Raw genomic sequence first — 25,683 nt, forward strand, 5'->3', positions numbered from 1 at the left:
GGGTGAGCCCTCTGAAGGACTGCGCCGAGCAGGTGCGCCTGGCCGCGGCCGACGGCGGTCCGGGCGCCGAGACGCTGACCGAGCTGGCCAAGGAGCTCGACGCGGGCGGCTCGCGGGTGGCGGGGGTCGATCTGCTGGCCGCCTACCCGCCCGACGTGCTGCTGCCCGACCGTCCCAGCGTGTTCACCGGCATCGCCACGGTCTGCGGGACCTTGCGGGACATCGCGGTGTTCGTACCGATCGCGGCCACGTGGTGGTCGCTGAGCATGGCCCTGATCGCCTGGCAGCGCAGCGACACCGACCTCACCTTCCTGCGCTTCTGGCAGACGGCCCCGGGCGGCATCGTCGCGCTCAGCACCTCCGCCCTGTGGGTGGTCGGCGCGCTCGGCGCGGTCGTCGTGCTGACCCTCCTCGTCACCCTCTGCGACCGGATCGGCGCGCGGATCGGCTCCAGGGCCGAGCGGCGCCGGCGGCTGGCCGCGGCGCTCGGGAGGGCCACGCTGCTGATCGCGGTGCCGATGACGCCGAGCCAGGTCTCCTCGGCCGACCTGACCCGGATCGCGGGCCAGATCCACGAGAGCACCACCAAGCTCGACGCGGCCATGGGCAAGCTGTCGGGCGAGCTGGTCGAGGTGCTGAACACCAGCCCGGCCGAGTCGATCAAGGCCGCGGTCGGCTCGCTGACGGCCGGGCTGGAGAGCTGGCAGCGTACGGCCGCCTCGCTGACCGAGCTGGGCGAGAACCTGAGCGCCCCCGCCGACACGCTGCGCGATCTGATCGGGATCTACGAGCGGCACGCCCGCGACCAGGAACGGCTGCGCGACGCGCTCGGCGGGCTGCTCGGCTCGCTGGAACGCGCCACCCAGCACTCGGCCCAGGAGACCCGCGCGCTGAGCGCCGTCTCGCAGGACGCGCGGCGCACCCTGGAGCGCTGCGCCGAGAGCCTGGCCATGCTCGCCGAGCACGGCGACGCCATCGGCACGCTGGTCTACCAGCTCCAGGAGCTGTTGCGCATCCTGGACGACGAGACCGGCAACGGCGGCCCCGCGCCGGTCCGGGGCAACCGGCCGCCCCCGGCCCCGGCCCCGGGCGCGGTGACCGGGCGATGACCCATCCCGACCGTCCCCGCCGCCGGGGCTTCGGCTCGCCGATCGCGCTGGCCGGATGGCTGTTCGCCGACCTGTTCCTGGTCCTGCTGGTCACCTCGCTGGGCAGTCAGGGCGTGATGGAGCCGATGCCCGAGCCCACCCCGTCGCCCTCGCCGACGGCGAGCCCCACGAGGTCCGACTGCCCCACGTCGTACGAGCTGGAGGGCAGGCGGCTGACGATCCGCGGGATCTCCTTCCGCGGCCTGCGCGAGCGCGACCCGGCCACCCGGGCCAGGCTGCTCGCCCAGGTAGACGCGGAGGTCAGGCGCGCCGGCATGCGCGGGCGCCAGGGCGGCCTGATCTACGCCTACGGCCTGGCCCCCAACGCCCAGCGCGTGGCCGCGCGTGACGCCGCCCTGGCGGCGGCGCGCATGATCAAGGACGGCCGCCCCGCCACCTTCGGCCGGGCCGAGATCGAGAATCTCAACTACGAGACCGGCGGCCTCACCGACCGGCTCTACCTGGACGTCTACTTCCTCGTGGACTGCTGAGATTAGCTCCCGCACCCGGGGTAGGCGGTGCCGGAAGGACGACGCAACCGGCTACTGCACCAGGAGGTCGCCATGACCTACGCCCAGCAGATGCTGGACGCCTACCCGGCCGAGATCAACCTGGACCGCGGGCGGCTGGCGTCCGTGATCGACGCGCTCAGCACCTGCGCCCAGGCGTGCACGGCCTGTGCCGACGCCTGCCTGTCGGAGCGGGCCGAGGAGCTGCCGTCGCTCACCCGCTGCATCCGCGACAACCTCGACTGCGCGGAGATCTGCGCCACGACGGGCGCGGTCCTGTCCCGGCACACCGGGTACGACGCCCGCCTGACCGTCGCCCAGGTCGAGGCGGCGATCCAGGCCACCCGCACCTGCGGCGACTCGTGCGCCGAGCACGCGGACAGGCACGAGCACTGCCGCGTGTGCGCTCAGGCGTGCCGCGAGACCGAGAACGCGCTCAAGCAGCTCCTGCCCGAGCTCCAGCCGGCCGGCGCGACCGGGCCGCCGAGCAAGAGCGTCCCGCAGCAGGGCCGCTGAGCGGGGCCGTCCGGTCGGACGAAGATCGCACGGAGAACAGGGGGGACGACACATGAACGACAAGCCGACGGGCGAGCCGCGCCCGAAGGTCGAGCGCGGCGCGAGCGAGGAGGCCACCGGCGCCCCGCTCACCGAGACGGAGGAGGAGACCTCGAAGCGCCCCGCCGGCTCCACGCCCGGCGCCCCGGAGCGCACGTCCGCGGCCTCCGGCGACGAACAGGAGCGCCGCGAGGAGCTGAACCCGGACGACCTGGAGTGAACCCGGCGCCCCGGCCCGTGCCGGACGGCACGGGCCGGGGCGTTGCGGGGTCACCGGCGAGTGGCCGCGGCGCGGCGGCCCAGCAGCACGCCCAGGGCGATCATCACGACCGCCAGGATCAGGTGCAGCCAGTTGTCCGCGGTGTTCAGCGGGACGAAGTTCGCCGGGCTGCCGTGGTCGATGAGCAACCCGTACAGCCACAGCAGCGCGTAGATCGCGCCACCGACGATCAGGAAGTTGCGGGCCCCGGCCCAGGAGCGCGCCAGCGCGACGCCGGCGATCCCGAACAGCAGGTGGACGATGTTGTGCAGGATCGAGACCTGGAACACGCCGAGCAGGTGCGCGCCCGACTCGTGGCCGGCGAACCGCATGGCGCCGTAGTCGGTGGTGATGCCCGGTATGAAGCCGAGCACGCCCACGAGCAGGAACACCACTCCCATGACGAGCGCGGCGAGCTGCAGCGGCGACCGGGTGGCGGTGGTGTGCGAGGCGTTCATGGATACCCCCTAGTGGCAGGCCGATTACCCTGCCGTGCCCCGGCTACCCGGCGCGCGCCCTCTCAATCATGCGGGCGCCGCGCACAGGCCCTGAGCACGGTGCGGTCTTGCGCGGCGCGTGATTCGTGGTCACGATGACGTGGCGGCCGATCTCAGGGAGTGTTCGATGTCCGACGATCCGTTACTGCCCGAGCCCGTCGCCCGTGCCCTGGACGGCTACCGGGCCCTGCGCGACGCGTACGGCGTCTGCTGGGGCGAGGAGCGGCTGGCCTACATCGTGCAGGCGTGGGCCACGGTGTTCCTCGACCGCCGCCACGACTACTGGAACGCGGCGTTACGGCAGGTCGCCGAGCGCTACCCGGACGCCTCGGGGGAAGACCTCGAAGCCCGCATGGGCGAGGTGGTGGACGAGGCCAGGGCGGTGCGCGACGCGCTCGGCGGCCAGGTGCTCGCCCATCTGCCCGCGCTGCGCCTGACCCCCGAAGGGCACGCCCTGGAGGCCGAGCCCCGGGTCGTGCTCGGCGACGGGCCGTACCCCACGGCGCTGCTGCTGGACTCCGCCCGCGACGAGCCGGTCACCGTCGTGGTGGACGGCGGCCCGGTCGAGGTGCCGCCGCGCGGGGCGAAGGTGGTGCGGGCCGAGCGGGAGGTCCTGGCCGGCGGGCGGCCGGTGGACCTGTCGCCCGTCTTCAGGCGCGCGCCCGCGGCGACGATCCGGCTGCGTGCCGGGTTCCCCTGCCGGTGGAGCGTGGTGGGCGCGAACGGGCAGGGCTGGTATCCCCACGGCGCCCCGCCCAAGGTGGACGCCCACCTGCGGCCGTACTTCCACGGTGACGACCTCGTGGTCGCGGTGCCCGCGGAGCCGATCACGGTGACGGTGACCAGGGGCATGGAGTACGGCGAGTCCGTCCGGGCCCTGACCCCGGCGGCGGGCGAGGAGACCCTGGTCGCGATGGCGCCCGAGCGGCTCTACGACGCCGCCGCCCGCGGCTGGTACGGCGGCGACCTGCACGTCCACCTCAACTGGATGGGCGAGGAGCCGGCCGCGCCCGCGCTGGCGGCGGCGGCCCAGCACGGCGAGGACCTGCACGTGCTCCATCTGGTGGCGGGCAACGCCGCCGGCGAGCGCGTCTACGACCTGGAGGCGCTGACGCACTGGGCGGGGCGGGACCTGCCGTGGTCCGACGCCACGCACCTGGCCAGGTTCGGCGTGGAGTACCGCAACGACATGCTGGGGCACCTCACCGCCTTCGGGCTGCGCGGCCTGCCCAAGCGCTACCACACCGGGTTCGCCGGCGCGCCCGACTGGCCGCCCAACGCCGCCGCGTGCGAGGAACTGCGCGAACTGGGCGGGCTGCTCGGCTACGGCCACCCCTTCCACGCCTACACCGACGACGACGACCCGCCCGAGCGGGTCTTCGACCTCAGCCGCGACTGCGCCGCCAGGGAGATCGTCGCCGACGCCGCGCTCGGCCTGATCGACGCCCTCGACGTGCTCAACCACTCCTCGATGCTCGGCACGGCGCGCGTCTATCGCCGGCTGATCGGCGCCGGCAACCGGCTGGCGGTCACGGCCGGCACCGACGCGGTGCTGTCCTGGTGCCACCGCGGCACCGCCTCGGGGCCGCCCGGCTGGGCGCGCGTCTACGCCCACGTCCCGGAAGGGCTCACCGCCGAGTCGTACGCCCGGGCCGTCGCGCTCGGCCGCACCTTCGCCACCACCGGGCCCTGGCTGGAGCTCACCGTGAACGGCCACAGGCCCGGCGCGACGCTGGACCTGAGCCCCGGCGAGCGCGTGGAGATCACGGTGGAGTCGGTCGGCCCGGAGGTCGAGACGCTGGAGATCCGCACCGCGGACGGCGTCCTCGCCAAGGGCCCGCCGGGACGGCTGACCGCGTCGCTGGAGGCGGGCACGCCGACGTACGTGGTGGCCGTGGCCGCAGGCGGCCCGCACCCGCGCAGCCAGCACCGCCGCGCGTACGCGCACACCAGCCCGGTCTACCTGGACGTGGCCGACGAGCACGTCGCCAGGGAGGCGGACGTGCGGTGGTGCCTGGCCTGCCTGGACCGGCTGGAGGCGGCACTGGCGAAGTCCGGCCGGTTCGAGGCGGACGAGCAGCGCCGGGACCACCTGGAGCTGTGCGAACGGGCCCGCCAGGTGTACCGGAGCAGGCTCAGGCCCACGTAGCCGGTTCCTCCCCGCCGCCGTGGGTCAGGCGTCGTAGTCCACGGTGAGGGCCTCGGAGGCGGGGAAGCTCTGGCAGGTCAGCACGTATCCGGCCGCCACCTCCGCCGGGTCGAGGGCGAAGTTGCGCCGCATGTCGGCCTCGCCGGCGGTCACCCGGGCGCGGCAGGTGCCGCAGACGCCGCCCTTGCAGGCGAAGGGCAGGTCGGGGCGGGTGCGCTGGGCGGCGTCGAGGATGGTGCGGTCGCGGGGGAGCGCGGCGGTCGTGGCGCGGCCGTCCAGGATGACGGTGACCCGGCTGGACGCGCCGCCGGGGGACCCGTCGTCGGCGGGGCGGGCGGGGCGTACGGGCTCGCCGTCGGCGTAGAACAGCTCCTGGTGCACCCGCTCGGCCGGGACTCCCCGCTCGGCGAGCACCCGGCGGGCGTCGAGGATCATGCCGTGCGGCCCGCACAGCCACCAGTGGTCGGCGTCCTCCACCAGGGCGTCGATCAGCGCGCCCAGCCGGCCGGCGTCCAGGCGGCCCGACAGCAGCTCGGCCTCGCGCGGCTCGCGGGACAGGACGTGCGCGATCTGCAGCCGGGCCGGGTAACGGTCCTTCAGGTCGGCCAGCTCGTCGGCGAACATCACGGTGCCGGAACGCCGGTTGCCGTACAGGACGGTGACCCGGGACTCCGGGCCGGCGGCCAGGACGGACGCGGCGATCGAGAGCATCGGCGTGATGCCGGAGCCCGCGGCGATCAGCGCGTGGTGGGCCGGCTCGGTCAGGTCGGGGGTGAAGTTCCCGGTGGGCGCCATGACCTCGACCGTGTCGCCGGGGCGCACCTCGCGCACCAGCCAGGTCGAGAACAGGCCGCCGGGGACCGCGCGCACCCCGATGCGCGGCGGGGAGCCGGCGGGGGCGCAGATGGAGTAGGTGCGGCGCTCGTCGCGGCCGTCGATCTCGCGGCGCAGGGTGAGGTTCTGCCCCGGCGCGAAGGCGAACTCCCCGGCCAGCTCGGCGGGCACGTCGAAGGTGACGGCCGCGGCGTCCTCGCACAACGGCTCGACCGCGGCGACCCGCAGCGAGTGGAAGGCCGGGCGGCGTACCCGGGCGGCAGTGGTCATCAGATGTCCTTGACGTGCTCGAAGGGCTCCAGGCAGCTCCGGCAGCGCCGCAGCGCCTTGCAGGCGGTGGCGGAGAAGCGGGAGATCTCCTCGGTGTCGGCGGACCCGCAGCGCGGGCACGGCACCGTGCGCCTGGTGGGCGACAGCGTCAGCGGCACCGGCCCCTGGGGCCGCCGCGCGGGCGCGGGGCCGGGCGGGGCGATGCCGCAGGCGGCCAGCTTGCGGCGTCCCTCGGGGGTGATCCAGTCGGTGGTCCACGGCGGGTCCAGCACGGTGGTGACCCGCACCTCGGCGAAGCCCGCCGCGCGCAGCCGCCGCGCCACGTCGGCGCGCATCTCGGCCATGGCCGGGCAGCCGGTGTAGGTGGGGGTGAGCGCCACGGTGACCGCGCCGTCCTCGCCGACCTCGACGCCGCGCAGCACGCCGAGGTCGGCCAGGGTGAGCATGGGCAGCTCGGGGTCGGCGACCTCCTCGGCCGCCCGCCGCGCCCGCTCCAGCAGGTCCGTCGCGGTCACCATGCCGCCCCCGGGAACGCGCGGGCGGTGCCCTGCAGCTCGGCCAGCAGCGGGGCCAGGTGCTCGGTGTGCCCGCCGTCGCGACCGGAGCCGGGCAGCGGGCGGACCCGCGGCCAGGCGAGCCCGGCCTCGCCGGCGACCTGGCGCAGCACCGCCTCCACCTCCTCGCCGATCGTCGTGCACGTCTCGGCCGCGTACAGTTCCTCCAGGTACGGCGCGACCTCCTCCATGGCCCGGACCATGCGGCGGCGGGACTCCTCGGTGCCGTCGCCCAGCCGCACCGCCCACTCGGCGGCGTACTGGCGGTGGTAGGCCAGCTCCTTGACCCCCTTGGCCGCGACGGCGGCCAGCACCGGGTCGGGGGAGGCGGTCAGCCGGGTGAAGACCGCCAGCCGCCACGCCGACAGCGCCAGCAGCCGTACGATCGTGAACGCGAAGTCGCCGTTGGGCAGCTCGGCGAGCCGCACGTTGCGGAACTCGGCCGGGTCGCGGAAGTAGGCGAGGTCGTCCTCGTCGCGCCCGCTGCCGTCGGCCTGGCCGGCGCGGGTGTAGAGCATGCGGGCCTGGCCGAGCAGGTCCAGGCCGATGTTGGCCAGGGCCATCTCCTCCTCCAGGTCGGGGGCGCGGGCGCACCACTCGGCCAGCCGCTGTGCTGAGATCAGCGCGTCGTCGCCGAGCGCCAGGCAGTACGCGCCCAGCTCGGCGCCGTCCACCCCCTCGGGCACCGTGGTGTCGATGCCGTGCAGCGGGTCGTGGAACCCGGTCCCGTAGGCCCACCGGGCGTCGTCCTCGTGCTCCTCGGAGAGGGCCGAGTAGGCGGTGTCGTCGTGCACGATGGCCGTCCTCCCGCCTCAGATGTGGGGTACGTCGTCGGGGATGGCGTAGAAGGTGGGGTGGCGGTAGACCTTGTCGCCGCTGGGGGCGAAGAACGGGTCCTTCTCGTCCGGGGTGGACGCGGTGATGTCCGCCGAGCGCACCACCCAGATGCTCACCCCCTCGTTGCGCCGGGTGTACAGGTCGCGGGCGCGGGTGAGCGCCATGCGCGGGTCGGCCGCGCGCAGCGACCCGACGTGGACGTGGTTCAGGCCGCGCTTGCCGCGCACGAACACCTCGTACAGCTCGGTGCCGGCGTCGCTCATGCCGCCGCCCTCCTCCCGGCCGCCCGCTTGGCCGCGTACGCGGCGGCGGCCTCGCGTACCCAGGCGCCCTCCTCGTGGGCGGCGCGGCGGCGCGCGATGCGCTCGGCGTTGCACGGGCCGTCGCCGGAGATCACCCGCCGCAGCTCGTCCCAGTCGGGGGCGCCGAAGTCGTAGTGGCCGCGCTCGTCGTTCCAGCGCAGCTCGGGGTCGGGCAGGGTGACGCCCAGCTTCTCGGCCTGCGGCACGGTCATGTCCACGAACCGCTGGCGCAGCTCGTCGTTGGAGTGCCGTTTGATCTTCCAGGCCATGGACCGGGCCGAGTTGGGCGAGGCGTCGTCGGGCGGGCCGAACATCATCAGCGACGGCCACCACCACCGGTTCACCGCGTCCTGCACCATCTCCCGCTGGGCGTCGGTGCCGCGCATCATGGTCAGCAGCAGCTCGTAGCCCTGCCGCTGGTGGAAGGACTCCTCCTTGCAGATGCGGATCATGGCGCGGGCGTAGGGGCCGTAGGAGCTGCGGCACAGCGGCACCTGGTTGCAGATGGCGGCGCCGTCCACCAGCCAGCCGATCACGCCCACGTCGGCGAAGGTGAGGGTGGGGTAGTTGAAGATCGAGGAGTACTTCTGCCTGCCGTCGATCAGCATCTCGGTGAGCTCGGCGCGGTCGGCGCCCAGGGTCTCGGCGGCGGAGTACAGGTAGAGCCCGTGCCCGGCCTCGTCCTGCACCTTGGCCAGCAGGATCGCCTTGCGGCGCAGCGAGGGCGCGCGGGTGATCCACTGGCCCTCGGGCTGCATGCCGATGATCTCGGAGTGGGCGTGCTGCGCGATCTGCCGGATCAGCGTCCTGCGGTAGCCGTCGGGCATCCAGTCACGCGGCTCGATGCGCTGGTCGCGGCCGATCGTGGCGTCGAAGTGCTCCTGAAGGCGTGCCTCGGCATCGCCGGTGGTGGCCTGTGTCGTCATGGGTCCCATCGATCCACGTTTTCCTAACCGACCATTCGTTCAGTTAATAGTGTCGCGCATCTCGCCGCTCCAGGCAAGACGCGATGTCAGCGGCGGTCAGCGGCGTTGGCGTCAGCGGCCGTGGAAGACCGGCTTCTCGCGGGCCAGGAAGGCGCGCACCGCGCCCCGGTGGTCCTCGCTCGCGCCCAGCAGCTCCTGCGCCGCCGCCTCGCGCTCCAGCGCCGCGGCCAGGTCGGCCTCGGCCACGTCCCGCAGCAGCGCCTTGACCTCCCGGTACGCCAGCGCGGGCCCGGCCGCCAGCCGCCGCGCCAGCGCCAGCCCCTCGGCGTGCGCCTCGCCGTCGGGGACCACCCGGTGCACCAGCCCCCACGCCGCCGCCTCGGCCGCGGAGAACCGGTCGCCGAGCAGCAGCAGGCCCGCGGCCCGCGAGGGGCCCACCGCCCGGAGCAGCGCCCGGCTGACGCCGGTGTCGACGGCCAGGCCGATCCCGGTGAAGGCGGTGGCGAACTTCGCGCCCTCGGCGGCCACCCGCAGGTCGGCGCAGAGCGCCAGCCCCAGCCCGGCCCCGACGCAGGCGCCCTCCACGGCCGCGACCACCGGCTGCCGCAGCGCGTGCAGCGCCTCCACCAGCGGGTTGTACTCCTCGCGCACCGTCGCGAACGCCGCGGCCGGATCGCGCTCCAGCGCCTCGGCGTGCTCCTTGAGGTCCTGCCCAACGCAGAAGTTGCGGCCCCGCGCGGTCAGCAGCACCGCCCGTACGCCCTCGCCGCCCGCCTCGCGCACGGCCTCCAGCAGGCCCCGCTTCACGTCGCGGTCCAGGGCGTTGCCCGCCTCCGGACGGGCCAGCTCGATCACCGCGACCCCGTCGCGCACCTCGTAGGTGACGCCCGCAGTAGTGCTCACCGGTCGCTCACCCTCCTCACTCGCTCCGCTCGCCGCGCCCGGGTTCACGCCCACGTGTAGAACCCCTTTCCGCTCTTGCGGCCCAGCTCGCCCCGGGCGACCTTCTCGCGCAGCAGCGCGGGCGGGGCGAAGCGCTCGCCCAGCGTGGCGTGCAGGTGCTCGGCGATGGCCAGCCGCACGTCCAGGCCCACGAGGTCGGTCAGGCGCAGCGGGCCCATCGGGTGCTTGTAGCCCAGCGTCATCGCGTCGTCGATGGCCTCGGGCTCGGCCACGCCCTCCTCCACCATCCGGATCGCCTCCAGGCCGAGGGCGACGCCGAGCCGGCTGCTGGCGAAGCCGGGGGAGTCCTTGACCACCACGTCCTTCTTGCCCAGGCCGTGGGTCCACTCCAGCGCGGCCCGCACCGTCTCGGGCCCGGTCTGCGGGGCGACGACCAGCTCGACCAGCTCCGAGGCCGGCACCGGGTTGAAGAAGTGCATGCCCAGGAACCGGCCGGGGACGGCCAGCGCCGCGGCCAGCTCGGTGACCGGCAGGGAGCTGGTGTTGGTGGCCAGCACCGTCCGCTCGCCCACGGCCTTTTCCGCCGCCGCCAGCACCCGCGCCTTCAGCGCGGCGTCCTCGGGCACGGCCTCCACGACCAGCTCGGCGTCCGCGGGCAGGGCCTCCACCGCCTCGGCGATGGTGACCCGGGCCAGCACCGCCTCGGCGGGCTCGGCCAGTCTGCCGCGCTCGGCGGCCCGCTCCAGCCCGGCCGCGATCCGCTCCACCGCGGCCCGCGCCGCCTCCTCGCCGGCCTCCACCACCACGACCGACGCCCCGGCCGTGGCGAAGGACTGCGCGATGCCGGCCCCCATCCGGCCGCCGCCGATCACCCCGACGAGCGCAGGAACGGTGCTCATGTCGTGCTCCCTCTCTTGTTCAGGAACCGGGTCATCCGGTCCTTCTTGTCCGGTCCCTCGAACAGCACGGCCTGGGCCAGGTCGTCGGCGACCGGGTGGGCGCCGGGGGCGTCCAGTACCAGTTTGGTCAGCCGCAGCGCCAGGGCGGAGGAGCGCGTCATCCGGTCGATCAGCGCGTGCGCCTCCTCCAGCAGCCTGTCCCCGGGAACGACGTCGATCACCAGGCCGCAGGCCAGCGCCGCGCCGGCGTCCAGGGTTCGCCCGGCCAGCAGCACCTGCTTGGCGACCGACTCGCCGACCAGCTCGGCCAGCCGCCAGCAGGCCCCGGCCGCGGCCAGGATGCCCAGGCCGGGCTCGGGGTTGCCGAAGACCGCGCCGGGCCCGGCGATGCGGATGTCGCACGCGTACGCCAGCTCCGCCCCGCCGCCCAGCGCCCAGCCCTCGACGGCGGCCACGGTCGGCATGGGCAGGCGGCGCACCCGCTCGAACAGGCGGCTGTTGATCCCCTGCAGCGCCTCCTCGCGGCCCCGCCGCAGCAGCTCGCCGATGTCGGCGCCGCCGGCGAACACGCCGCCGTGCCCGGTGAGCAGCAGCGGCCTCGGCTCGCGCTCCAGCAGGCCGCACACCTCGTGCAGCTCGGCGACCATCCGGCCGCTGATCGCGTTGCGCGCCTCGGGGCGGCGCAGCGTGACCACGACCCGGTCCTGCCGTTCCTCCACCGCCAGGGTTTCGTACGGACCTGTGGCGGGGGCCGCGTCGGGCGGGAGATCATCCGGTTGTGGTGGTGTTTCGGGCATGCGTCCACCTCTTCGCAGGCTCATCGAAGGCGGGTCCTGACAAGCAGGTCTTGACATGGAGGTCTTGACACGGGGATCGGAAGCGGAATACTGGACCGCAGCGAAACATAACCGAATGTTCGGTCAGTATACAAGCGTGGACCGCGCTCGTCACGAGGTGCGCAGGAGGCAGCCCGCATGAGCAGTGACGCGACCGCCCCCCAGGCCCGGCGGCTGGGCGATCCGCCACCCGCCGGACTGCTCGACCCCGCCGAGCGGATGGGCCCGGACGAGCTGCGCGAGCTCCAGCTCCGCCGCCTGCGGGCGACGCTGCGCCACGCGTACGACAACGTCGGCCACTACCGCAAGAAGTTCGACGAGGCCGGGGTCGCGCCCGAGGACTGCCGCACCCTGGAGGACCTGGCCCGCTTCCCGTTCACCACCAAGGCCGACCTGCGCGAGACCTACCCCTTCGGCATGTTCGCCGTGCCGATGGAGCAGGTGCGCCGGGTGCACGCCTCCAGCGGCACCACCGGCCGGCCCACGGTGGTCGGCTACACCGAGGACGACCTGTCGATGTGGGCGGGTGTGATGGCCCGCTCGATCCGGGCGGCGGGCGGCAGGCCCGGCCACAAGGTGCACGTCAGCTACGGCTACGGCCTGTTCACCGGCGGCCTCGGCGCCCACTACGGGGCCGAGCGGGCGGGCTGCACCGTCATCCCGGCCTCCGGCGGCATGACCGCGCGCCAGGTGCAGATCATCCAGGACTTCCGGCCCGAGATCATCATGATCACGCCGACGTACATGCTCACGCTGCTGGACGAGTTCGAGCGGCAGGGCATCGACCCGCGCACCACCTCGCTGCGCGTGGGCATCTTCGGCGCCGAGCCGTGGACGGAGGAGATGCGCCGCGAGATCGAGGAGCGGCTGGACCTGCACGCCGTGGACATCTACGGCCTGTCGGAGGTGATCGGCCCCGGCGTGGCCCAGGAGTGCGTGGAGACCAAGGACGGCCTGCACGTCTGGGAGGACCACTTCTACCCCGAGGTGGTCGATCCGTTCACCGGCGAGGTGCTGCCGGAGGGGGAGCGGGGCGAGCTGGTGTTCACCTCGCTCACCAAGCAGGCGCTCCCCGTCGTCCGCTACCGCACCCGCGACCTGACCCGGCTGCTGCCGGGCACCGCCCGCCCGGCGTTCCGGCGCATGGAGAAGGTGACCGGGCGCAGCGACGACATGATCATCCTGCGCGGGGTGAACGTCTTCCCCACCCAGATCGAGGAGATCGTGCTGCGCACGCCGGGCGTCTCGCCGCACTTCCAGCTCCTCCTCACCCGCCGGGGCCGGATGGACCACATGACCGTGCGCGCCGAGGCCCGGCCCGGCGCGGGCGCCGCCGAGCGCGAGTCGGCCGCCGCGGCCATCGCCCGCGCGGTCAAGGACGGCGTGGGCGTCAGCGCCGAGGTCGAGATCGTCGATCCGGAGACCCTGGAGCGCTCGGTCGGCAAGCTGCGCCGGGTCGTGGACCGGCGTGCGGACTGACCAGGTCCCCGGCTGTGCCAAAGTGGCGGACATGACCACACCTGTGCGCGCCGCGCGGACCGGGCGCCGCGGCCGTCCCGGCTACGACCGCGAATCGCTGCTGGAGGTCGCGGTCGCGGTCTTCAACGAGCGCGGCTACGACGGCACCGGCATGGAGGAGCTGGCCAAGCGCCTCGGCATCACCAAGTCCGCCATCTACCACCACGTCTCGGGCAAGGACGAGCTGCTGGAGCTGGCGGTGAGCCGGGCGCTGGACGCGCTGTTCGCCGTCCTGGACGACGAGAACGCCGCCGGGTCGTCGGCCACCGAACGCCTGGAGCGCACGGTGCGGCGCGCGGTCCACGTGCTCGCCCGCGAGCTGCCGTACGTGACCCTGCTGCTGCGGGTGCGCGGCAACAGCGCGGTGGAGCGGCGGGCGCTGGAGCGCCGCCGCGAGTTCGACCACCGCGTGGCCGACCTGGTCGCGCGGGCCGCGGCCGAGGGCGGCGTACGCGACGACATCGACCCCCGCCTGACCAGCAGGCTGCTGTTCGGCACGGTCAACTCCCTGATCGAGTGGTACCGGCCGGGCGGCGACCTGTCCCCGGCGGCCCTGGCCGACGCCCTGGCCACGATCCTGTTCGACGGCCTGCGCGCCGCCCCGCCCGCCGGCGCCTAGACCGCCGTCCCGCGGCGTCCCGGGCGGTTTGCCGGAACGGCAACACGACTGGCGGCGGCCTCGCCCGCTCCCGGATGATGCGTCGGCCGGTGCCGCGAACCCGGCACGACGATCGACAGTTCTGGAGGTTCGATGGCGCGGCTCGTGGTCGCACATCGCCTGGTCCCGTCCCCCGCCGGCCGCGTCCACCTGGTGGAGCAGGGCACCGGGCCGCTGGTGCTGCTGGTGCACGGGTTCCCCGAGTTCTGGTACTCCTGGCGTCGGCAACTGCCGGTGCTGGCCGCGGCCGGTCACCGGGCCGTCGCGGTGGACGTCCGCGGCTACGGGCGCTCCTCCAAGCCCGGGGCCGTGGCCGCGTACCGGATGCTCGACCTGATCGAGGACCAGGTCGCCGTGGTGCGCGCCCTGGGCGAGCGGACGGCGGTGATCGTGGGGCACGACTGGGGCGCGAGCATCGCCGCCGCCTGCGGCCTGGTCCGGCCCGACGTCTTCCGCGCGGTCGGCCTGCTGGGCGTGCCCTACTCCCCGCCCGGCGGGGAGCGGCCCAGCGAGGTCTTCGCCCGCATGGGCGGCGAGGAGGAGTTCTACACCGCGTACTTCCAGGAGCCCGGCCGGGCCGAGGCCGAGATCGAGCCGGACGTGCGCGGCTGGCTCGCCGGCTTCTACGCCGCCCTGTCGGCCGGCACCATGCCGCCCCTCGGCGCCCCCAGCCCGCACTTCGTCTCCCGCGGCGGGACGCTGCGCGACCGGTTCCCCACCGGCCGCCCGCCCGCCTGGCTCGGTGATGACGATCTCGACGTCTACGCCGCGGAGTTCGAGCGCACCGGCATGACGGGCGCGCTGAACCGCTACCGGAACATGGACCGCGACTGGGAGGACCTGGCCGCCTTCAACGGGCTGCCCGTCACCCAGCCGTCGCTGTTCCTCGGCGGCGCGCTGGACGCCTCGACGACCTGGATGGCCGGCGCCATCGCGGCCCATCCGGTCACCCTGCCGGGCCTGATCTCCTCGCACATCCTCGACGGCTGCGGCCACTGGGTGCAGCAGGAGCGCCCCGAGGAGGTCAACGAGATCCTGACCGGCTGGCTCGCCTCCCTGCCCGCTTGAAGGGCCTGCCCGGGGGACCTGCCTGGGGGACCTTGCCCGGGGGAAATGTCCGGTCATCTGTTTATCTGCGTTCATCCGTGCGACGCGAGGAGGGCGACGGGGCCGGTGCATGATCGTGCCCATCGAGCCACGATCCTGGAGCATGCACGGTGAGACCGACCGGACCCGTCGCCGAACCCGCCCCCACCTCGCTGCTGCGGGAGTTCCTGCGCGCGCCGTGGCTGACGGCCACGGTCGCGCCGAGCTCGCGGTGGCTCGGCGCGCAGATGGTGGTGCCGATCCCGGAGCGGGGGGAGCCCGTCGTCGTCGAGCTGGGGCCCGGGACGGGCGCGTTCACCGGGCTCATCCAGGACCGGCTCGCGGGGCGTGGCCGCCACCTGGCGATCGAGCTCAACCCCCGGCTCGCCGCCCAGCTCTCCCGGCGGTTCCCCGGCGTCGAGGTCGTGCACGCCGACGCCGTACGCCTCCCGGAGCTGATGGCCGGGCGCGGCCTGCACACCGCCGACGTGGTGGTCAGCGGCCTGCCCTGGGTGGCCTACCGCCCCGACGGGGACCCGCCCCTGCTGTCCGTGGTGGCGCGGGCGCTGGCGTACGACGGGGTGTTCACGCAGTTCGCGTACGGCTGGACCCGCTGGGCGCCCCCGGCCCGCCGCTACCTGCGCGACCTGCGCGCCGCCTTCGAGGAGGTGACCCTGTCGCGCACGGTCTGGCGCAACCTCCCCCCGGCCCTGGTCTACCTGGCCCGCCGCGCCCGCTGAGGCGGCGGTGCGGCGGTCAGGCCAGGGCGAGGAAGAGCTTCTCCAGCTCCTCGGCGCTCATCGGGGGCTCCTCGCCCCGGTCGCGTGCCGCCTGGCAGTGCCGCAGGCCGGTGGCGACGATCTTGAAACCGGCCCGGTCCAGGGCCTTGGAGACCGCGGCGAGCTGGGTGAGGACCTTGGTCAGGTCCTCGCCCGCCTCGATCATCGCGATCACGCCCGCCAGTTGCCCGTGGGCGCGGCGCAGCCGGATGAGGGCGTCGCCGGCCGTCGCCGCGTTCAGCTCCATGACCGCGAGGATATTCAGCGCGCGGCCTTCTCGCGGAGCAGGGTCACCACCAGCACGGCCGTGGCCGCCATCAGCAGCGCGCTGAGGGCCGCGGCCACGTGGAAGCCGTCCACGTACGCCGCGCGGGCCGCGCCCAGCAGTTCGTACGCCGCCCGCTCCGGCAGTGTGGCCGCCAGCGACGCCGCCGCGGTGAGACCGTCGTGAGCGGGCTCGGGCACGCCCGGGGGCAGCGCGGCCCGGTAGACCGCGGTGATCACGCTGCCCAGGACCGCGATGCCCAGCGCGCCGCCGATCTGGGGCGCCGCCGAGGAGATCGCCGCCGCGCCGCCGGTGCGCTCCGGCGGGGCCGCCCCGACGGCCAGGTCGGTGGCCAGGGCCATCATGGGGCCCAGGCCCGCCGACACGACGACCGCGCCGGTGATCAGTACCGCGAGCCCGGCGTCCGACCGGGTGAGCAGCGCGTAGCCCGCGGCCGAGACCGCCAGGCCGGCCGCGATCACCACGGCGGGGCTGACCCGGCGGGCGATCCTGGGGGCCAGGGTGGAGCCGGCGATGACGCCCACCGCCGGGGGAGCGGTCCACAGGCCCGCCTCCAGCACCGGCATGCCGTGCACGAGCTGGAGGTACTGGGCCAGCGCGTAGTTGGAGCCCCACAGCACGAAGATGCCGAGGGCCAGCGTGGCGGTGGCGACGGCGAACGCGCGGCCGGCGAACAGGCGCAGGTCGAGGAACGGGTCGGGCTGCCGGAGCTGGCGGCGCGCGAAGGCCCACCCGATGGCGAGCCCGGCCGCGATCGAGGCCGCGGCGGCCGGGTCCGGTCCCTCGGCCGCGACGCGCTTGAGGCCGTACACCACGGGCAGCACCGCGGCCAGTGACAGCAGCGCGCCCCCGAGGTCCAGCCGGCCCGCGCCCGTGCCGCGGCGCTCCGGCAGCAGCGCCGGGCCCAGGACCAGCAGCACCGCCATGAACGGCACCGGGAGCAGGAACGCCGACCCCCACCAGAAGTGGCCGAGCAGCCACCCGGCGACCAGCGGCCCGATGGCGGTGCCCGCCGAGACGCTGGAGACGACGGCCCCGATGGCCACCGCCCGCCGGCGGGGGTCGGGGAACAGCGCGGCGGCCAGGGCCAGTGTGGAGGGCATCAGCGTCGATCCGGCGATCCCCATCAGCGCCCGCGCGGCGATCAGAGCGGCGGGATCGGGCGCGTACGCCGCCAGCGCCGAGGCCGCCGCGTACGCGGCCGACCCCGCCAGCAGCAGCCGCCGGCGTCCGATGCGGTCGCCCAGCGCGCCCATGGCGAGCAGCGAACCGGCCAGCAGGAACGCGTAGATGTCGGCGACCCACAGCAGCTCGGCGCCGCTCGCGCCGAGGTCCTCCCCGATGGCGGGCAGCGCGAGGTTCGTCACGGTCAGTTCGAGGGAGGCGAGCAGGGCGGGCAGCGCGAGCACGGCGAGGCCCGCCCACGCCCGCCTGCCCGTCGTCCCGGCGGTTCTCGTCATGGGTCCGAGGATGGAACCTCAACTAATGTTCGGGTCAATGGCCGTCTCGCCGTGTGAGATCGCGCCGACGATAATTCGTATTAGCATATTGACCTCGCCCACCTGGCCGGGGTTTCGTAATCAACGCGAATCACCCCCGTAACCCCCCTCCGGGAGGCGTCCCCGTGCTCCTTCGCGTCCTCGCCTGCTTACTCGCCCTCCTCGCGCCCCTCCTCACGCCGCTCACCCTGCCGCCGCCCGCCGCGGCGGTCACGGCCGCCGCCCCCGCGCCCACGACCGTGAGCCTCGACGGCGACGGGTGGCGGCTGAAGGACTACGCCCTGGACGCCGGGCTCGCCGCCGGTGCAGCCGACCCGGCGACCGACGACAGCGGCTGGCTGCGGGCCACCGTGCCGGGCACCGCCAACGGCACGCTCGCCGACCAGAACCTCACCCCCGACCCGCTCGACCTGGGCAGCACCGGCTGGGACTGGGTGGACGACCGCGAATGGTGGTACCGCACCACGTTCACCGTCGAGTCCACCTGGGGCGGTGTCCGGCTCCGCCTGAACGGCGCGATGGACCTGGCCGACGTCTACGTCAACGGCGTCAAGGTGGGCTCCACCGACGGCATCTACGACGAGGAGCTGTTCGACCTCGACGCCGCGAGCCTGCGCGGCAGGACCAACGTGCTGGCGATCAGGACCAGGATCGACCCGCGCGGCGTGGAGGCCCGGCCGGCCATCCGCAACAGCGTCTCAAGCTGGCGCGGCCTGCAGTACCGCAAGAACATCCGCACCGTCGGGCTGTGGCGCGGGGTGGACCTGATCGCCACCGCCGGCGATGAGCTGATCCTCGACGGACGGCCCAAGGTGACGATCGGCGCCGGGCTGACGGCCGAGTCCACCTCGGCGACCGTCAGGGTGAGCCAGAGCGTGCTGAACACCACCTCCGCGGCCCGGCCCGTCACCGTGAAGTGGTCGCTGGCGGGGGAGAACTTCACCATCACCCCCATCACCGGGCAGAAGAGCGTCACCGCCGCCCCCGGCCGCACCGAGGTCGCCTACGACATCACGGTGCCGTACGACCGGCTGAAGCTGTGGTGGCCGAACGGCTACGGCTACACCCTGCCCGACGGCAGCCGCTACCTGTACAAGCTGCGCGCCGAGCTGACCGAGGGCGCCACCGTGCTGGACGCCGCCGAGGTGGGCACGATCGGGATCAGGTCGCTGAGCTTCCGCCGCAACACCTCGGCCGGGGCCGACCACTACGACCTCACCTACGTCGTCAACGGCGAGCCCATCTACATGCAGGGCGGCAACTGGGTGCCCGCCGACCCGCTCTACCGCTCCCAGACGATGTCCCGCAACTACCGCCGTGACCTGCGCCTGGCGTATGAGGCGGGGCTGCGCATGCTGCGCGTCAACGGCGGCAGCGCCGAGGAGCTGCCCGAGTTCTACGAGCTGGCCAGCCGTTACGGCATCATGATCATGCAGGAGTTCTTCCACGGCAACCAGACCTACACGGTGGACGCCGCGCTCTGGGACGACAACGCGGGCGACATGGTGCTGCGGCTGCGCAACTACCCGGCGCTGGCGAGCTGGTCCGGCGGCAACGAGCTGACCGGGGCCGCCGACGGGAACCGGGCGCAGGCCGAGGCGTTCGACTTCGTGCAGCAGGTGAAGAAGTCCTACGACACCCACGACGGCACCCGGCAGTTCTTCGCCACCTCGCCCGCCGGCGGGATGTGCCACCGCTGGGGACACGTGCACATGATCGGCTCGGAGGGCTACCAGGACGCGCACGGCAGCAACACCTGCGGCTTCATGTCCGAGCTCGGCATGGCCAGCGCCGCCGACCCCTCCACCATGGCCACCTACGAGGGCGAGCGGCTGGAGCGGGCGTACCGGGCGATGAACGAGGTGGAGTACCTGCGGCCCAACGAGTTCGGCACCTATCGCTCCAACGCCGACCTGGCCGCCAAGACCCAGCTCGCCCAGGGCATCGCGATGTCGTACAACACCGGCTACGTCAAGGCGAACAAGTGGCGCAGCTCCGGCGCCCTGGTGTGGGCCTACAACGAGATGGCGCCCATGGCCGGCTGGGCGGTGGTGGACTTCGAGGGCGTGCCCAAGGTGAGCTACTACCAGCTCAAGCGGGTCTGGCAGAAGGTCGCCGTGCGCGCGGACTACGCCAAGTACTGGTTCACGCCCGGCGAGTCCTTCACCGCCAACGTGGACGTGCTCAACGACAACCGCGCCGCCCTGACCGGGCACTCGCTCACCACGGTCCTGGCCACGCTGGACGGCCAGGAGCTGGCCCGGCGCACCCAGGCCGTGGACGTGCCGGCCAACGCCGACGGCGGGCGGACCCGGGTGGCGCAGCAGTTCACCGCGCCCGACACGCGGGGCGCGTTCGTGCTGGTCATGGAGGTCAAGGACGCCTCCGGGCGGCGGGTGGCGCGCAACGACGCGCTGTTCACCACCGAGCCCAACCGGTCGATGTACACCGTCGCGGCCGCCGCCGACCCGGCCAAGCTGCGGCTGAGCGGCGGCTCGGGCACGTACACGGTGACCAACACCGGCCAGGCGGCCATGTACGGCGTGCAGATCGTCACCCGGCCCGACGAGCACGCCTCCGACAACTACTTCACCCTGCTGCCGGGCGAGTCGGCGACGGTGAAGGTGACCGGCTTCGACGGCCAGCCGGGCACCGGCCCGGTCTCGGTCTCCCAGATCGGCGCGTCCGCGGTCTCCTCGCCGAACCTCGCGCTGGGCAAGCCGTCGTACGGCAGCGTCGGCGACTACACCTACAACCCCGGGCTCGGCAAGCACTCCCGGCGCAACGCGCTGTACGCCACCGACGGCGACCTCGCCTACACCTCCATCTCCAACTACTCCACCTACCGCATGCCCACCGCCGGCGCGGCCTCCCTGACCGTGGACCTGTGGAAGCCGGCGCAGGTCGCCCAGGCGAGCGTGCTGTGGGGCGAGCAGCACGGCACGGCGTACGAGGTGCAGAAGAGCGCCGACGGCGTGACCTGGACCACCGTCGCCTCGGTCACCGCCGGCGACGGCGGGCGCGACACGCTCACCTTCACCGCCACCAGCGCCCGGTTCTGGCGGCTGGCGGGCACGCGCAGCACCGGCGCGTACGACGTGCGCGAGTTCGAGCTGTACGCCCAGCCCACCGCCGCCCCCGCGGGCACGGTCCGGCCGGGCGCGGTCGAGGTGGAGAAGCTGGTGGACGCCCACCAGGTGATCGCGGGGACCCGGCAGCGGGTGACCGGCGCGGCCTACGGCGAGGGCGCGGCCGACCGGCTGGCGGCCAACGGGGTGGGCTCCTACATCGAGTACCACCTGGCCGTGGCCGCGCGGACGTACGACGTGGTCGTCGGCTACCGCAAGCACCCCGCCGGCGGCCGGACGCTGCTGCGGATCAACACCGCCCCGCTCGGCACGGCGTTCGACACCTACGCCGCCGCCGAGGAATCGGCGGAGCTGAACCTGGGGTCGTGGACCTTCACCGGCGCCAGCCACCAGGCCAGGTTCCGCTTCACCGTCACCGGCAAGAACGCGGCCAGTTCCGCGCACGACCTGATCATCGACTACATCAGGCTGGTGCCCAAGGACGTGGTGGCCGAGACCGAGAGCCTGCCCGCGACCGTGGCCACCGGCGCGACGCACTCCACCTTCGCCGACGCCGACATGAGCGGCGACGCCGGCACCAAGCTGGAGCCCGCGCAGACCGGCGACTGGGTGGAGTACACCCTCACCGCGCCCGCCGTCACCACGCCGGAGTCGGCGATCGGCGACATCACGCCCTACCGGATCAGCGTGGGCTACAAGGCCCAGGTCTCCCGCGGCGTCATGCGGGTTTCGGTGAACGGCGAGGTCGCCGGCGAGGTGGACTGCTACGCCCCGAGCGACACCTACCGGCGGCTCGACCTGGGCGTGCGCCAGCTCCCCTCGGGCCCGGTCAAGGTGCGCTTCGAGGTCGTCGGCAAGAACCCCGCCTCGACCGGGCTCACCCTGGGCCTGGACGAGATCACCCTGGCCACCCCGTAGGCCACCCCGCAGGCCCGGCCCCGGGGCGGCCCGTACGGGTCACCCCGGGGTCACTGGTCGCTTCGGGATCACCGGTCAGTTCTGGATCACCGGTCAGTTCTGGATCACCGGTCAGTTCTGGATCACCGGTCATCCCGGGATCACCGGCAGGATGAGCCGGCTCGGCCGCGCCGCGTCGTGGAAGACGGTCTGCCGCGCGGGGCGCATGTCGGCCTCGGTGGCCGTGGCGGGCGGGATCATCCGCTGCGGGTTGCGGTCGAAGCGGGGGAAGTTGGAGCTCGCGATCTGGAGCCGGATGCGGTGCCCCGCCCTGAACACCTGGCTGGTGGCCCCGAGCGGGAAGCGGAACAGCTCCGGCTCGCCGGGCCGCAGCGGCACCTCCTGGCCCGTGCCGTGGCGGTACCGGGCGCGCAGGATGCCGTCCACCACGCCGTACGCCCGGCCGTCGGGGTGCACGTCCACCAGGCGGGCGGCCCAGTCGCAGTCCTCGGCGCCGGAGGCGGCGTGCAGCTCGATCACCACCTCGCCGGTCACCTCCAGGTCCTCCGCCAGCGGCTCGCCGGTGTAGACCAGCACGTCGGCGCGGGACTCGACCGCGGACTGCTCCTTGGGCCCGGAGTTGCGCCCGATCAGCACCCCGGGCAGGAACGTCGCCCCGCCCGCGGTCGGCACCGGGTCGGCGGGGTCGGAGACGTAAATGTCGGCCGGCTCGTCCACGCCCGGCGGGGTGCGGCCGAGCCGCCCGTCGCCCGCTGCCGAGTTGGCGTTGCCGCCGCCGCGCAGGTAGAAGGCCGTCTCCACGGCCCGCGACGGCGGCCACTCCTCCTCGTCGCGCCAGACCCCGGCCCCCATGACGAAGATCTTCACCCGGGGCAGCTCGGCGGGCCGCCGCTCCACCGCCGCCCGGAAGAACTCCGCGTGCGTCGCGGTCAGGTCCAGGGCGGCCGAGGCGCCGCCGTAGCCGTACCACACGTCGCCCTGGTGGTCGCCCAGGTTGCCGTGCGCCCACGGGCCCACGATCAGGTGCTGGCTCTCCCTGGCCCAGGCCGAGGGCGCGTCCGCGCGCATGCCGGTGTAGTTGCGCAGCGTGCCCGGCAGGAAGATGTCGTGCCAGCCGCCGATGTGCAGCCCGGCCACGTCCATCCGCGCGTGCGCCGAGCCGGGGTCGATGACCTGCCAGAACACGTCGCGCCGCGGGTGGCTGAGCCATTCGCGGTAGTACGGCGCCAGTTCGGCCAGGTCGTCGCGGTCCAGCGGCAGCCGCCTGTACGCCGCGTGCGGGTCGCGCAGGATCTCCAGCAGCGTGCGCTCGGCCCGCTCGCGCTCCGGGCCCCGCGGGCGGCGCAGCAGGTCGGGCGGCGCCAGCGACTCGGCGATCCACAGCAGCAGGAAGCCGAGCTGCAGCGCGCCGCCGGAGTAGGACCACACGTCGTGGTACTCCGCGGCCGTGAGCTGCGGCGCGATGGCGACCAGCCCCTCGGGCGCGGCGCGGGCGGCCAGAAGCTGGGTGGCCCCGATGTACGACGCGCCGTACATGCCCACCCGGCCGTCGCAGAACGGCTGCGCGCGCACCCAGGCGATGGTGTCCAGGCCGTCCTCGGTCTCGTCGAAGTAGGGGTTGAACACCCCGTCGGAGCTGTAGCGGCCCCGGGTGTCCTGGATGACGACCGCGAACCCGCGCTCCACCGCCGGCAGCGGCTCCAGGCCGACGATGTGCTGCGCCATGAAGGAGGACGACTTGTCGTACGGCAGCCGCTGCAGCAGCGCCGGCCACGGGCCGCCCTCGGCCGGGCGCCACACGTCCGCGCGCAGGACGGTGCCGTCGCGCATGGGCACCTCGACCCCGCGCTCGACGCGCACGCTCGCGCCCATCAGCCCGCCTTCCTCAGGTACGCCTGCCGCAGCCGGTCCACCGCGACGGCCAGGATGAGCAGCACGCCGGTGGCGACCTGCTGCCAGGAGGAGTCCACGTTGAGCAGGGTCAGGCCGTTGCTCAGCACGCCCACGATCAGCAGCCCGACCACCGTGCCGAAGATCGTGCCCGTGCCGCCCGACAGGCTGGTGCCGCCCAGGATGACCGCGGTGACCACGGCCAGCTCCAGGCCCACCCCGGTGTTGGCCGAGCTGGAGCCGAGCTGGGAGGTGACCAGCAGCCCGGCCAGCGCCATGCACGCGCCCGACAGCAGGAACCCGGTGAAGATCACCCGGTTGACCCGGATGCCCACCAGCCGCGCGGCCACCGGGTTGGCGCCGATCGCGTACATCTTGCGGCCGTACACCGTGAAGTGCATCAGCACGAAGAAGACCGCGATCACCGCGACGAGCACGATGGCCGGCATCGGGATGCCCAGGAAGGGGCGGGCGGTGGCCCAGTCGAACCCCTCGATGAAGATGCTCTGCCCCTTGCCGATGACCAAAGTGAGACCGCGGAAGATGCCCAGCATGCCCAGCGTCGTGATCAGGGCGTTGACCCCGACGACGGTGACCAGGAACCCGTTGAGCAGGCCGATGCCCAGCCCGGCCAGCACGGCCAGCGCCATGGCGGGCACGATCCCGAGCGAGGGGGCGGTCTGCACCAGTACGATGCCCACGAACGCCACGCCGGAGCCGACCGACAGATCGAACTGCCCGGCCACCAGCAGCAGCGTGCCCGCCGCGGCCAGGACGCCGGTGATGGCGACCGCGGTCATGATGTTCCCCCAGTTGTCCCAGTTCAGGAAGTAGGGGGACTGGACGGAGAAGAAGACGATCTCCGCCACGAGGAAGACCAGCAGCCCGATCGTCTCCGGCGCCCGCCGCCGGCCCCGCGGCCGGGCGGAGGCGTCGCGCGCCGGCGTCGCCCGCTGGGTCAGCGTCTCACTCATCGATCACTCCTCCTGCCGCCCCGGTGAGGGCCTCCACCCCGATGGCGTCGCCGGCGAACTCCGCGACGGTCCTGCCGCGGACCATGACGATCGCCCGGTCGGCCAGCTCCACGACGTCCTCGTAGTCGGAGGTCGCCACCACGACCGCGCTGCCCTGCTCCGCCAGGGAGCGGACCGCGCGGTAGATCTCCTGCCGGGCGCCCACGTCCACGCCCCGGGTCGGCTCGACCAGCACCATCACCTTCGAACCGCGCTCCAGCCAGCGGCCCAGCACCACCTTCTGCTGGTTGCCGCCCGACAGCGTCCAGATCGGCTGCTCGGGGTCGTCGCGGGAGCGGATGCGCAGCCGATCGTGCCAGCGCCGGTACGCCACCGCCTCCCGCCCCCGCGTGACGAGCCCGCTCGCGCCGGCGATGGCCCGCCAGCTCGGCGCGGCCAGGTTCTCCGCCACCGAACGGGAGCGGAACATCGCCTCCCGCTGGCGGTCGCCCGGCAGGCAGCCGACGCCCGCCGCGATGGCGTCGGCGGGGTGGCGGAACCTGACCCGCCTGCCGCCGACGTGCAGCGCGCCCGCGTCCACCGCGTGCATGCCGAAAATCGCCTCGGCCACCTCCGACGCGCCGGAGCCGACCTTGCCGTACAGCGCGACGATCTCCCCCGGGCGGGCGTCCAGGGCGACGTCCCGGAACAGCTCGCCGCTGGAGGCGCCGTCGAGCCGCACCGCCGGGGGCCGGTCCGCCCCCGGGGCCGCCTCCTCGCGCCCGCGGGCGCGCCGCTCCACCGAGCGGCCCACCATGGCCTCGATGACCTGATCCTTGCCCGCGTCGGCGACCTTCTCGTGCAGCACGATGTGCCCGTCGCGCAGGACGCACACCTCCTCGGCGATGCGGAAGACCTCGTCGAGGCGGTGGGTGATGTACAGGATCGCCACGCCGCGCGCCTTCAGCCCCTCGATCACCTCGAACAGGCGCTCGGTCTCGGCGTCGGACAGCGCCGCCGTGGGCTCGTCGAAGATCAGGCAGCGGGCCTGCCCGGTGAGCGCGCGGGCGATCTCCACGAGCTGCCGCTCGCCCAGGCGCAGGCTGCTCACCGGCGCGTCCAGGGGCAGGTCCACGCCCAGCGCGTCCAGAACCTCCCGGGCGCGGACCCGCGTCTCGCGGCCCCGTACGAAGCCGCGCCGCGCCGGCCACGCGCCGAGCACGATGTTCTCCGCGACGCTGAGCGGCGGGGCGTCGCTGATCTCCTGGTAGATCAGCTTGATGCCCAGGGCGCGGGCCGCGGCCACGTCGCGCACGTCGTGCGGCACGCCGTCCAGGGCGATCTCGCCGGAGTCCGCGCGCAGGTCGCCGGCGATGATCCGGACCAGGGTGGACTTCCCGGCGCCGTTCTCGCCGAGCAGCGCCAGCACCGAGCCGGGGGCGGCGTCGAGGTCCACGCCGTGCAGGACCTCCACGGCGCCGAAGGACTTGCGGACGCCGCGCGCGCTGAGGAAGGGTCGCACGGCCATG

General features: G+C 74.0%; 24 protein-coding genes. 10 read left to right on the forward strand and 14 right to left on the reverse strand.

Annotated elements, in window-relative coordinates; all coding sequences use genetic code 11:
- The first annotated feature begins 2 nt into the window (after nucleotides 1-2).
- From HNP84_RS20285 to HNP84_RS20300, 4 genes are all read left to right on the forward strand, one after another.
- Nucleotides 3-1,109 (forward strand): MlaD family protein, encoded by a 1,107-nt coding sequence (locus HNP84_RS20285; RefSeq protein WP_185051333.1) that lies wholly within the window; start codon nucleotides 3-5, stop codon nucleotides 1,107-1,109.
- Nucleotides 1,106-1,639 carry a hypothetical protein gene (locus HNP84_RS20290; protein WP_185051334.1) on the forward strand — a complete coding sequence of 178 codons (534 nt, stop codon included), beginning with the start codon at nucleotides 1,106-1,108 and terminating at the stop codon, nucleotides 1,637-1,639. Before HNP84_RS20285 ends, HNP84_RS20290 begins: the two co-directional genes overlap by 4 nt.
- A 72-nt stretch (nucleotides 1,640-1,711) precedes the next feature.
- Nucleotides 1,712-2,173 (forward strand): four-helix bundle copper-binding protein, encoded by a 462-nt coding sequence (locus tag HNP84_RS20295; RefSeq protein WP_185051335.1) that lies wholly within the window; start codon nucleotides 1,712-1,714, stop codon nucleotides 2,171-2,173.
- A 52-nt stretch (nucleotides 2,174-2,225) separates the two neighbouring features.
- Nucleotides 2,226-2,432 (forward strand): hypothetical protein, encoded by a 207-nt coding sequence (locus HNP84_RS20300; protein WP_185051336.1) that lies wholly within the window; start codon nucleotides 2,226-2,228, stop codon nucleotides 2,430-2,432.
- 50 nt (nucleotides 2,433-2,482) lie between these two features.
- Here the strand turns inward: HNP84_RS20300 and HNP84_RS20305 are convergent, their stop codons facing one another.
- On the reverse strand, nucleotides 2,483-2,929 hold the full coding sequence (locus HNP84_RS20305) for a DUF4383 domain-containing protein (protein ID WP_185051337.1): 447 nt from the start codon (nucleotides 2,927-2,929) through the stop codon (nucleotides 2,483-2,485).
- 166 nt (nucleotides 2,930-3,095) lie between these two features.
- Between HNP84_RS20305 and HNP84_RS20310 the strand changes: the two genes are divergently transcribed.
- Nucleotides 3,096-5,117: a CehA/McbA family metallohydrolase gene (locus HNP84_RS20310; RefSeq protein ID WP_185051338.1), complete on the forward strand. Its 2,022-nt coding sequence runs from the start codon at nucleotides 3,096-3,098 to the stop codon at nucleotides 5,115-5,117.
- Nucleotides 5,118-5,141: 24 nt separating this feature from the next.
- On the opposite strand, the gene paaE is transcribed toward HNP84_RS20310, so the two are convergent.
- From paaE to HNP84_RS20350, 8 genes are all read right to left on the reverse strand, one after another.
- Entirely contained in the window at nucleotides 5,142-6,221 is a 1,080-nt protein-coding gene (gene paaE, locus HNP84_RS20315) for a 1,2-phenylacetyl-CoA epoxidase subunit PaaE (RefSeq protein WP_185051339.1), read from the reverse strand.
- On the reverse strand, nucleotides 6,221-6,739 hold the full coding sequence (paaD, locus tag HNP84_RS20320; protein ID WP_185051340.1) for a 1,2-phenylacetyl-CoA epoxidase subunit PaaD: 519 nt from the start codon (nucleotides 6,737-6,739) through the stop codon (nucleotides 6,221-6,223). The genes paaE and paaD overlap by 1 nt, the downstream gene beginning before the upstream one ends.
- Nucleotides 6,733-7,569: a 1,2-phenylacetyl-CoA epoxidase subunit PaaC gene (gene paaC, locus HNP84_RS20325; RefSeq protein ID WP_185051341.1), complete on the reverse strand. Its 837-nt coding sequence runs from the start codon at nucleotides 7,567-7,569 to the stop codon at nucleotides 6,733-6,735. Before paaC ends, paaD begins: the two co-directional genes overlap by 7 nt.
- Nucleotides 7,570-7,587: 18 nt before the next feature.
- Complete coding sequence (gene paaB, locus HNP84_RS20330; RefSeq protein ID WP_185051342.1) at nucleotides 7,588-7,875, reverse strand: 1,2-phenylacetyl-CoA epoxidase subunit PaaB; 288 nt, start codon at nucleotides 7,873-7,875, stop codon at nucleotides 7,588-7,590.
- Nucleotides 7,872-8,849: a 1,2-phenylacetyl-CoA epoxidase subunit PaaA gene (paaA, locus tag HNP84_RS20335; protein ID WP_376771927.1), complete on the reverse strand. Its 978-nt coding sequence runs from the start codon at nucleotides 8,847-8,849 to the stop codon at nucleotides 7,872-7,874. The genes paaB and paaA overlap by 4 nt, the downstream gene beginning before the upstream one ends.
- Before the next feature lie 102 nt (nucleotides 8,850-8,951).
- A complete protein-coding gene (locus HNP84_RS20340) occupies nucleotides 8,952-9,743 on the reverse strand; it encodes an enoyl-CoA hydratase/isomerase family protein (protein WP_185051344.1) in 792 nt (263 codons plus the stop codon).
- Nucleotides 9,744-9,787: 44 nt separating this feature from the next.
- Nucleotides 9,788-10,642 (reverse strand): 3-hydroxyacyl-CoA dehydrogenase family protein, encoded by an 855-nt coding sequence (locus HNP84_RS20345; protein WP_185051345.1) that lies wholly within the window; start codon nucleotides 10,640-10,642, stop codon nucleotides 9,788-9,790.
- Nucleotides 10,639-11,439: an enoyl-CoA hydratase/isomerase family protein gene (locus HNP84_RS20350; RefSeq protein ID WP_185051346.1), complete on the reverse strand. Its 801-nt coding sequence runs from the start codon at nucleotides 11,437-11,439 to the stop codon at nucleotides 10,639-10,641. The genes HNP84_RS20345 and HNP84_RS20350 overlap by 4 nt, the downstream gene beginning before the upstream one ends.
- 177 nt (nucleotides 11,440-11,616) lie before the next feature.
- Here HNP84_RS20350 and paaK point away from each other — a divergent pair, with 177 nt between their 5' ends.
- The 4 genes from paaK to HNP84_RS20370 all read left to right on the forward strand — a co-directional run bounded on the left by paaK (nucleotide 11,617) and on the right by HNP84_RS20370 (nucleotide 15,480).
- Complete coding sequence (gene paaK, locus HNP84_RS20355; protein WP_185051347.1) at nucleotides 11,617-12,957, forward strand: phenylacetate--CoA ligase PaaK; 1,341 nt, start codon at nucleotides 11,617-11,619, stop codon at nucleotides 12,955-12,957.
- A 31-nt stretch (nucleotides 12,958-12,988) separates the two neighbouring features.
- On the forward strand, nucleotides 12,989-13,615 hold the full coding sequence (locus HNP84_RS20360; protein ID WP_185051348.1) for a TetR/AcrR family transcriptional regulator: 627 nt from the start codon (nucleotides 12,989-12,991) through the stop codon (nucleotides 13,613-13,615).
- Nucleotides 13,616-13,747: 132 nt separating this feature from the next.
- On the forward strand, nucleotides 13,748-14,722 hold the full coding sequence (locus tag HNP84_RS20365; protein WP_185051349.1) for an alpha/beta fold hydrolase: 975 nt from the start codon (nucleotides 13,748-13,750) through the stop codon (nucleotides 14,720-14,722).
- Nucleotides 14,723-14,871: 149 nt separating this feature from the next.
- Complete coding sequence (locus tag HNP84_RS20370) at nucleotides 14,872-15,480, forward strand: class I SAM-dependent methyltransferase (RefSeq protein ID WP_312925311.1); 609 nt, start codon at nucleotides 14,872-14,874, stop codon at nucleotides 15,478-15,480.
- A 16-nt stretch (nucleotides 15,481-15,496) separates the two neighbouring features.
- On the opposite strand, the gene HNP84_RS20375 is transcribed toward HNP84_RS20370, so the two are convergent.
- Together HNP84_RS20375 and HNP84_RS20380 are read right to left on the reverse strand one after the other, a co-directional pair.
- Entirely contained in the window at nucleotides 15,497-15,766 is a 270-nt protein-coding gene (locus HNP84_RS20375; protein WP_185051350.1) for a metal-sensitive transcriptional regulator, read from the reverse strand.
- A 14-nt stretch (nucleotides 15,767-15,780) separates the two neighbouring features.
- Nucleotides 15,781-17,265: an MFS transporter gene (locus tag HNP84_RS20380; protein ID WP_185051351.1), complete on the reverse strand. Its 1,485-nt coding sequence runs from the start codon at nucleotides 17,263-17,265 to the stop codon at nucleotides 15,781-15,783.
- A 164-nt stretch (nucleotides 17,266-17,429) separates the two neighbouring features.
- On the opposite strand from HNP84_RS20380, the gene HNP84_RS20385 reads away from it, so the two are divergent.
- Nucleotides 17,430-21,311: a glycoside hydrolase family 2 protein gene (locus tag HNP84_RS20385; protein WP_185051352.1), complete on the forward strand. Its 3,882-nt coding sequence runs from the start codon at nucleotides 17,430-17,432 to the stop codon at nucleotides 21,309-21,311.
- Between the two features lie 129 nt (nucleotides 21,312-21,440).
- Here the strand turns inward: HNP84_RS20385 and HNP84_RS20390 are convergent, their stop codons facing one another.
- Genes HNP84_RS20390 through HNP84_RS20400 form a run of 3 tightly spaced genes read right to left on the reverse strand, consistent with a single transcriptional unit; the run spans nucleotide 21,441 to nucleotide 25,682 of the window.
- Nucleotides 21,441-23,183, reverse strand: a complete 1,743-nt coding sequence (locus tag HNP84_RS20390) for a CocE/NonD family hydrolase (protein WP_185051353.1) — start codon at nucleotides 23,181-23,183, stop codon at nucleotides 21,441-21,443.
- On the reverse strand, nucleotides 23,183-24,175 hold the full coding sequence (locus HNP84_RS20395; RefSeq protein ID WP_185051354.1) for an ABC transporter permease: 993 nt from the start codon (nucleotides 24,173-24,175) through the stop codon (nucleotides 23,183-23,185). Before HNP84_RS20395 ends, HNP84_RS20390 begins: the two co-directional genes overlap by 1 nt.
- On the reverse strand, nucleotides 24,168-25,682 hold the full coding sequence (locus HNP84_RS20400) for a sugar ABC transporter ATP-binding protein (RefSeq protein ID WP_185051355.1): 1,515 nt from the start codon (nucleotides 25,680-25,682) through the stop codon (nucleotides 24,168-24,170). Before HNP84_RS20400 ends, HNP84_RS20395 begins: the two co-directional genes overlap by 8 nt.
- Nucleotide 25,683: the final 1 nt, after the last annotated feature.

The sequence above is a fragment of the Thermocatellispora tengchongensis genome, from assembly GCF_014202315.1.
Lineage (GTDB): Bacteria > Actinomycetota > Actinomycetes > Streptosporangiales > Streptosporangiaceae > Thermocatellispora > Thermocatellispora tengchongensis.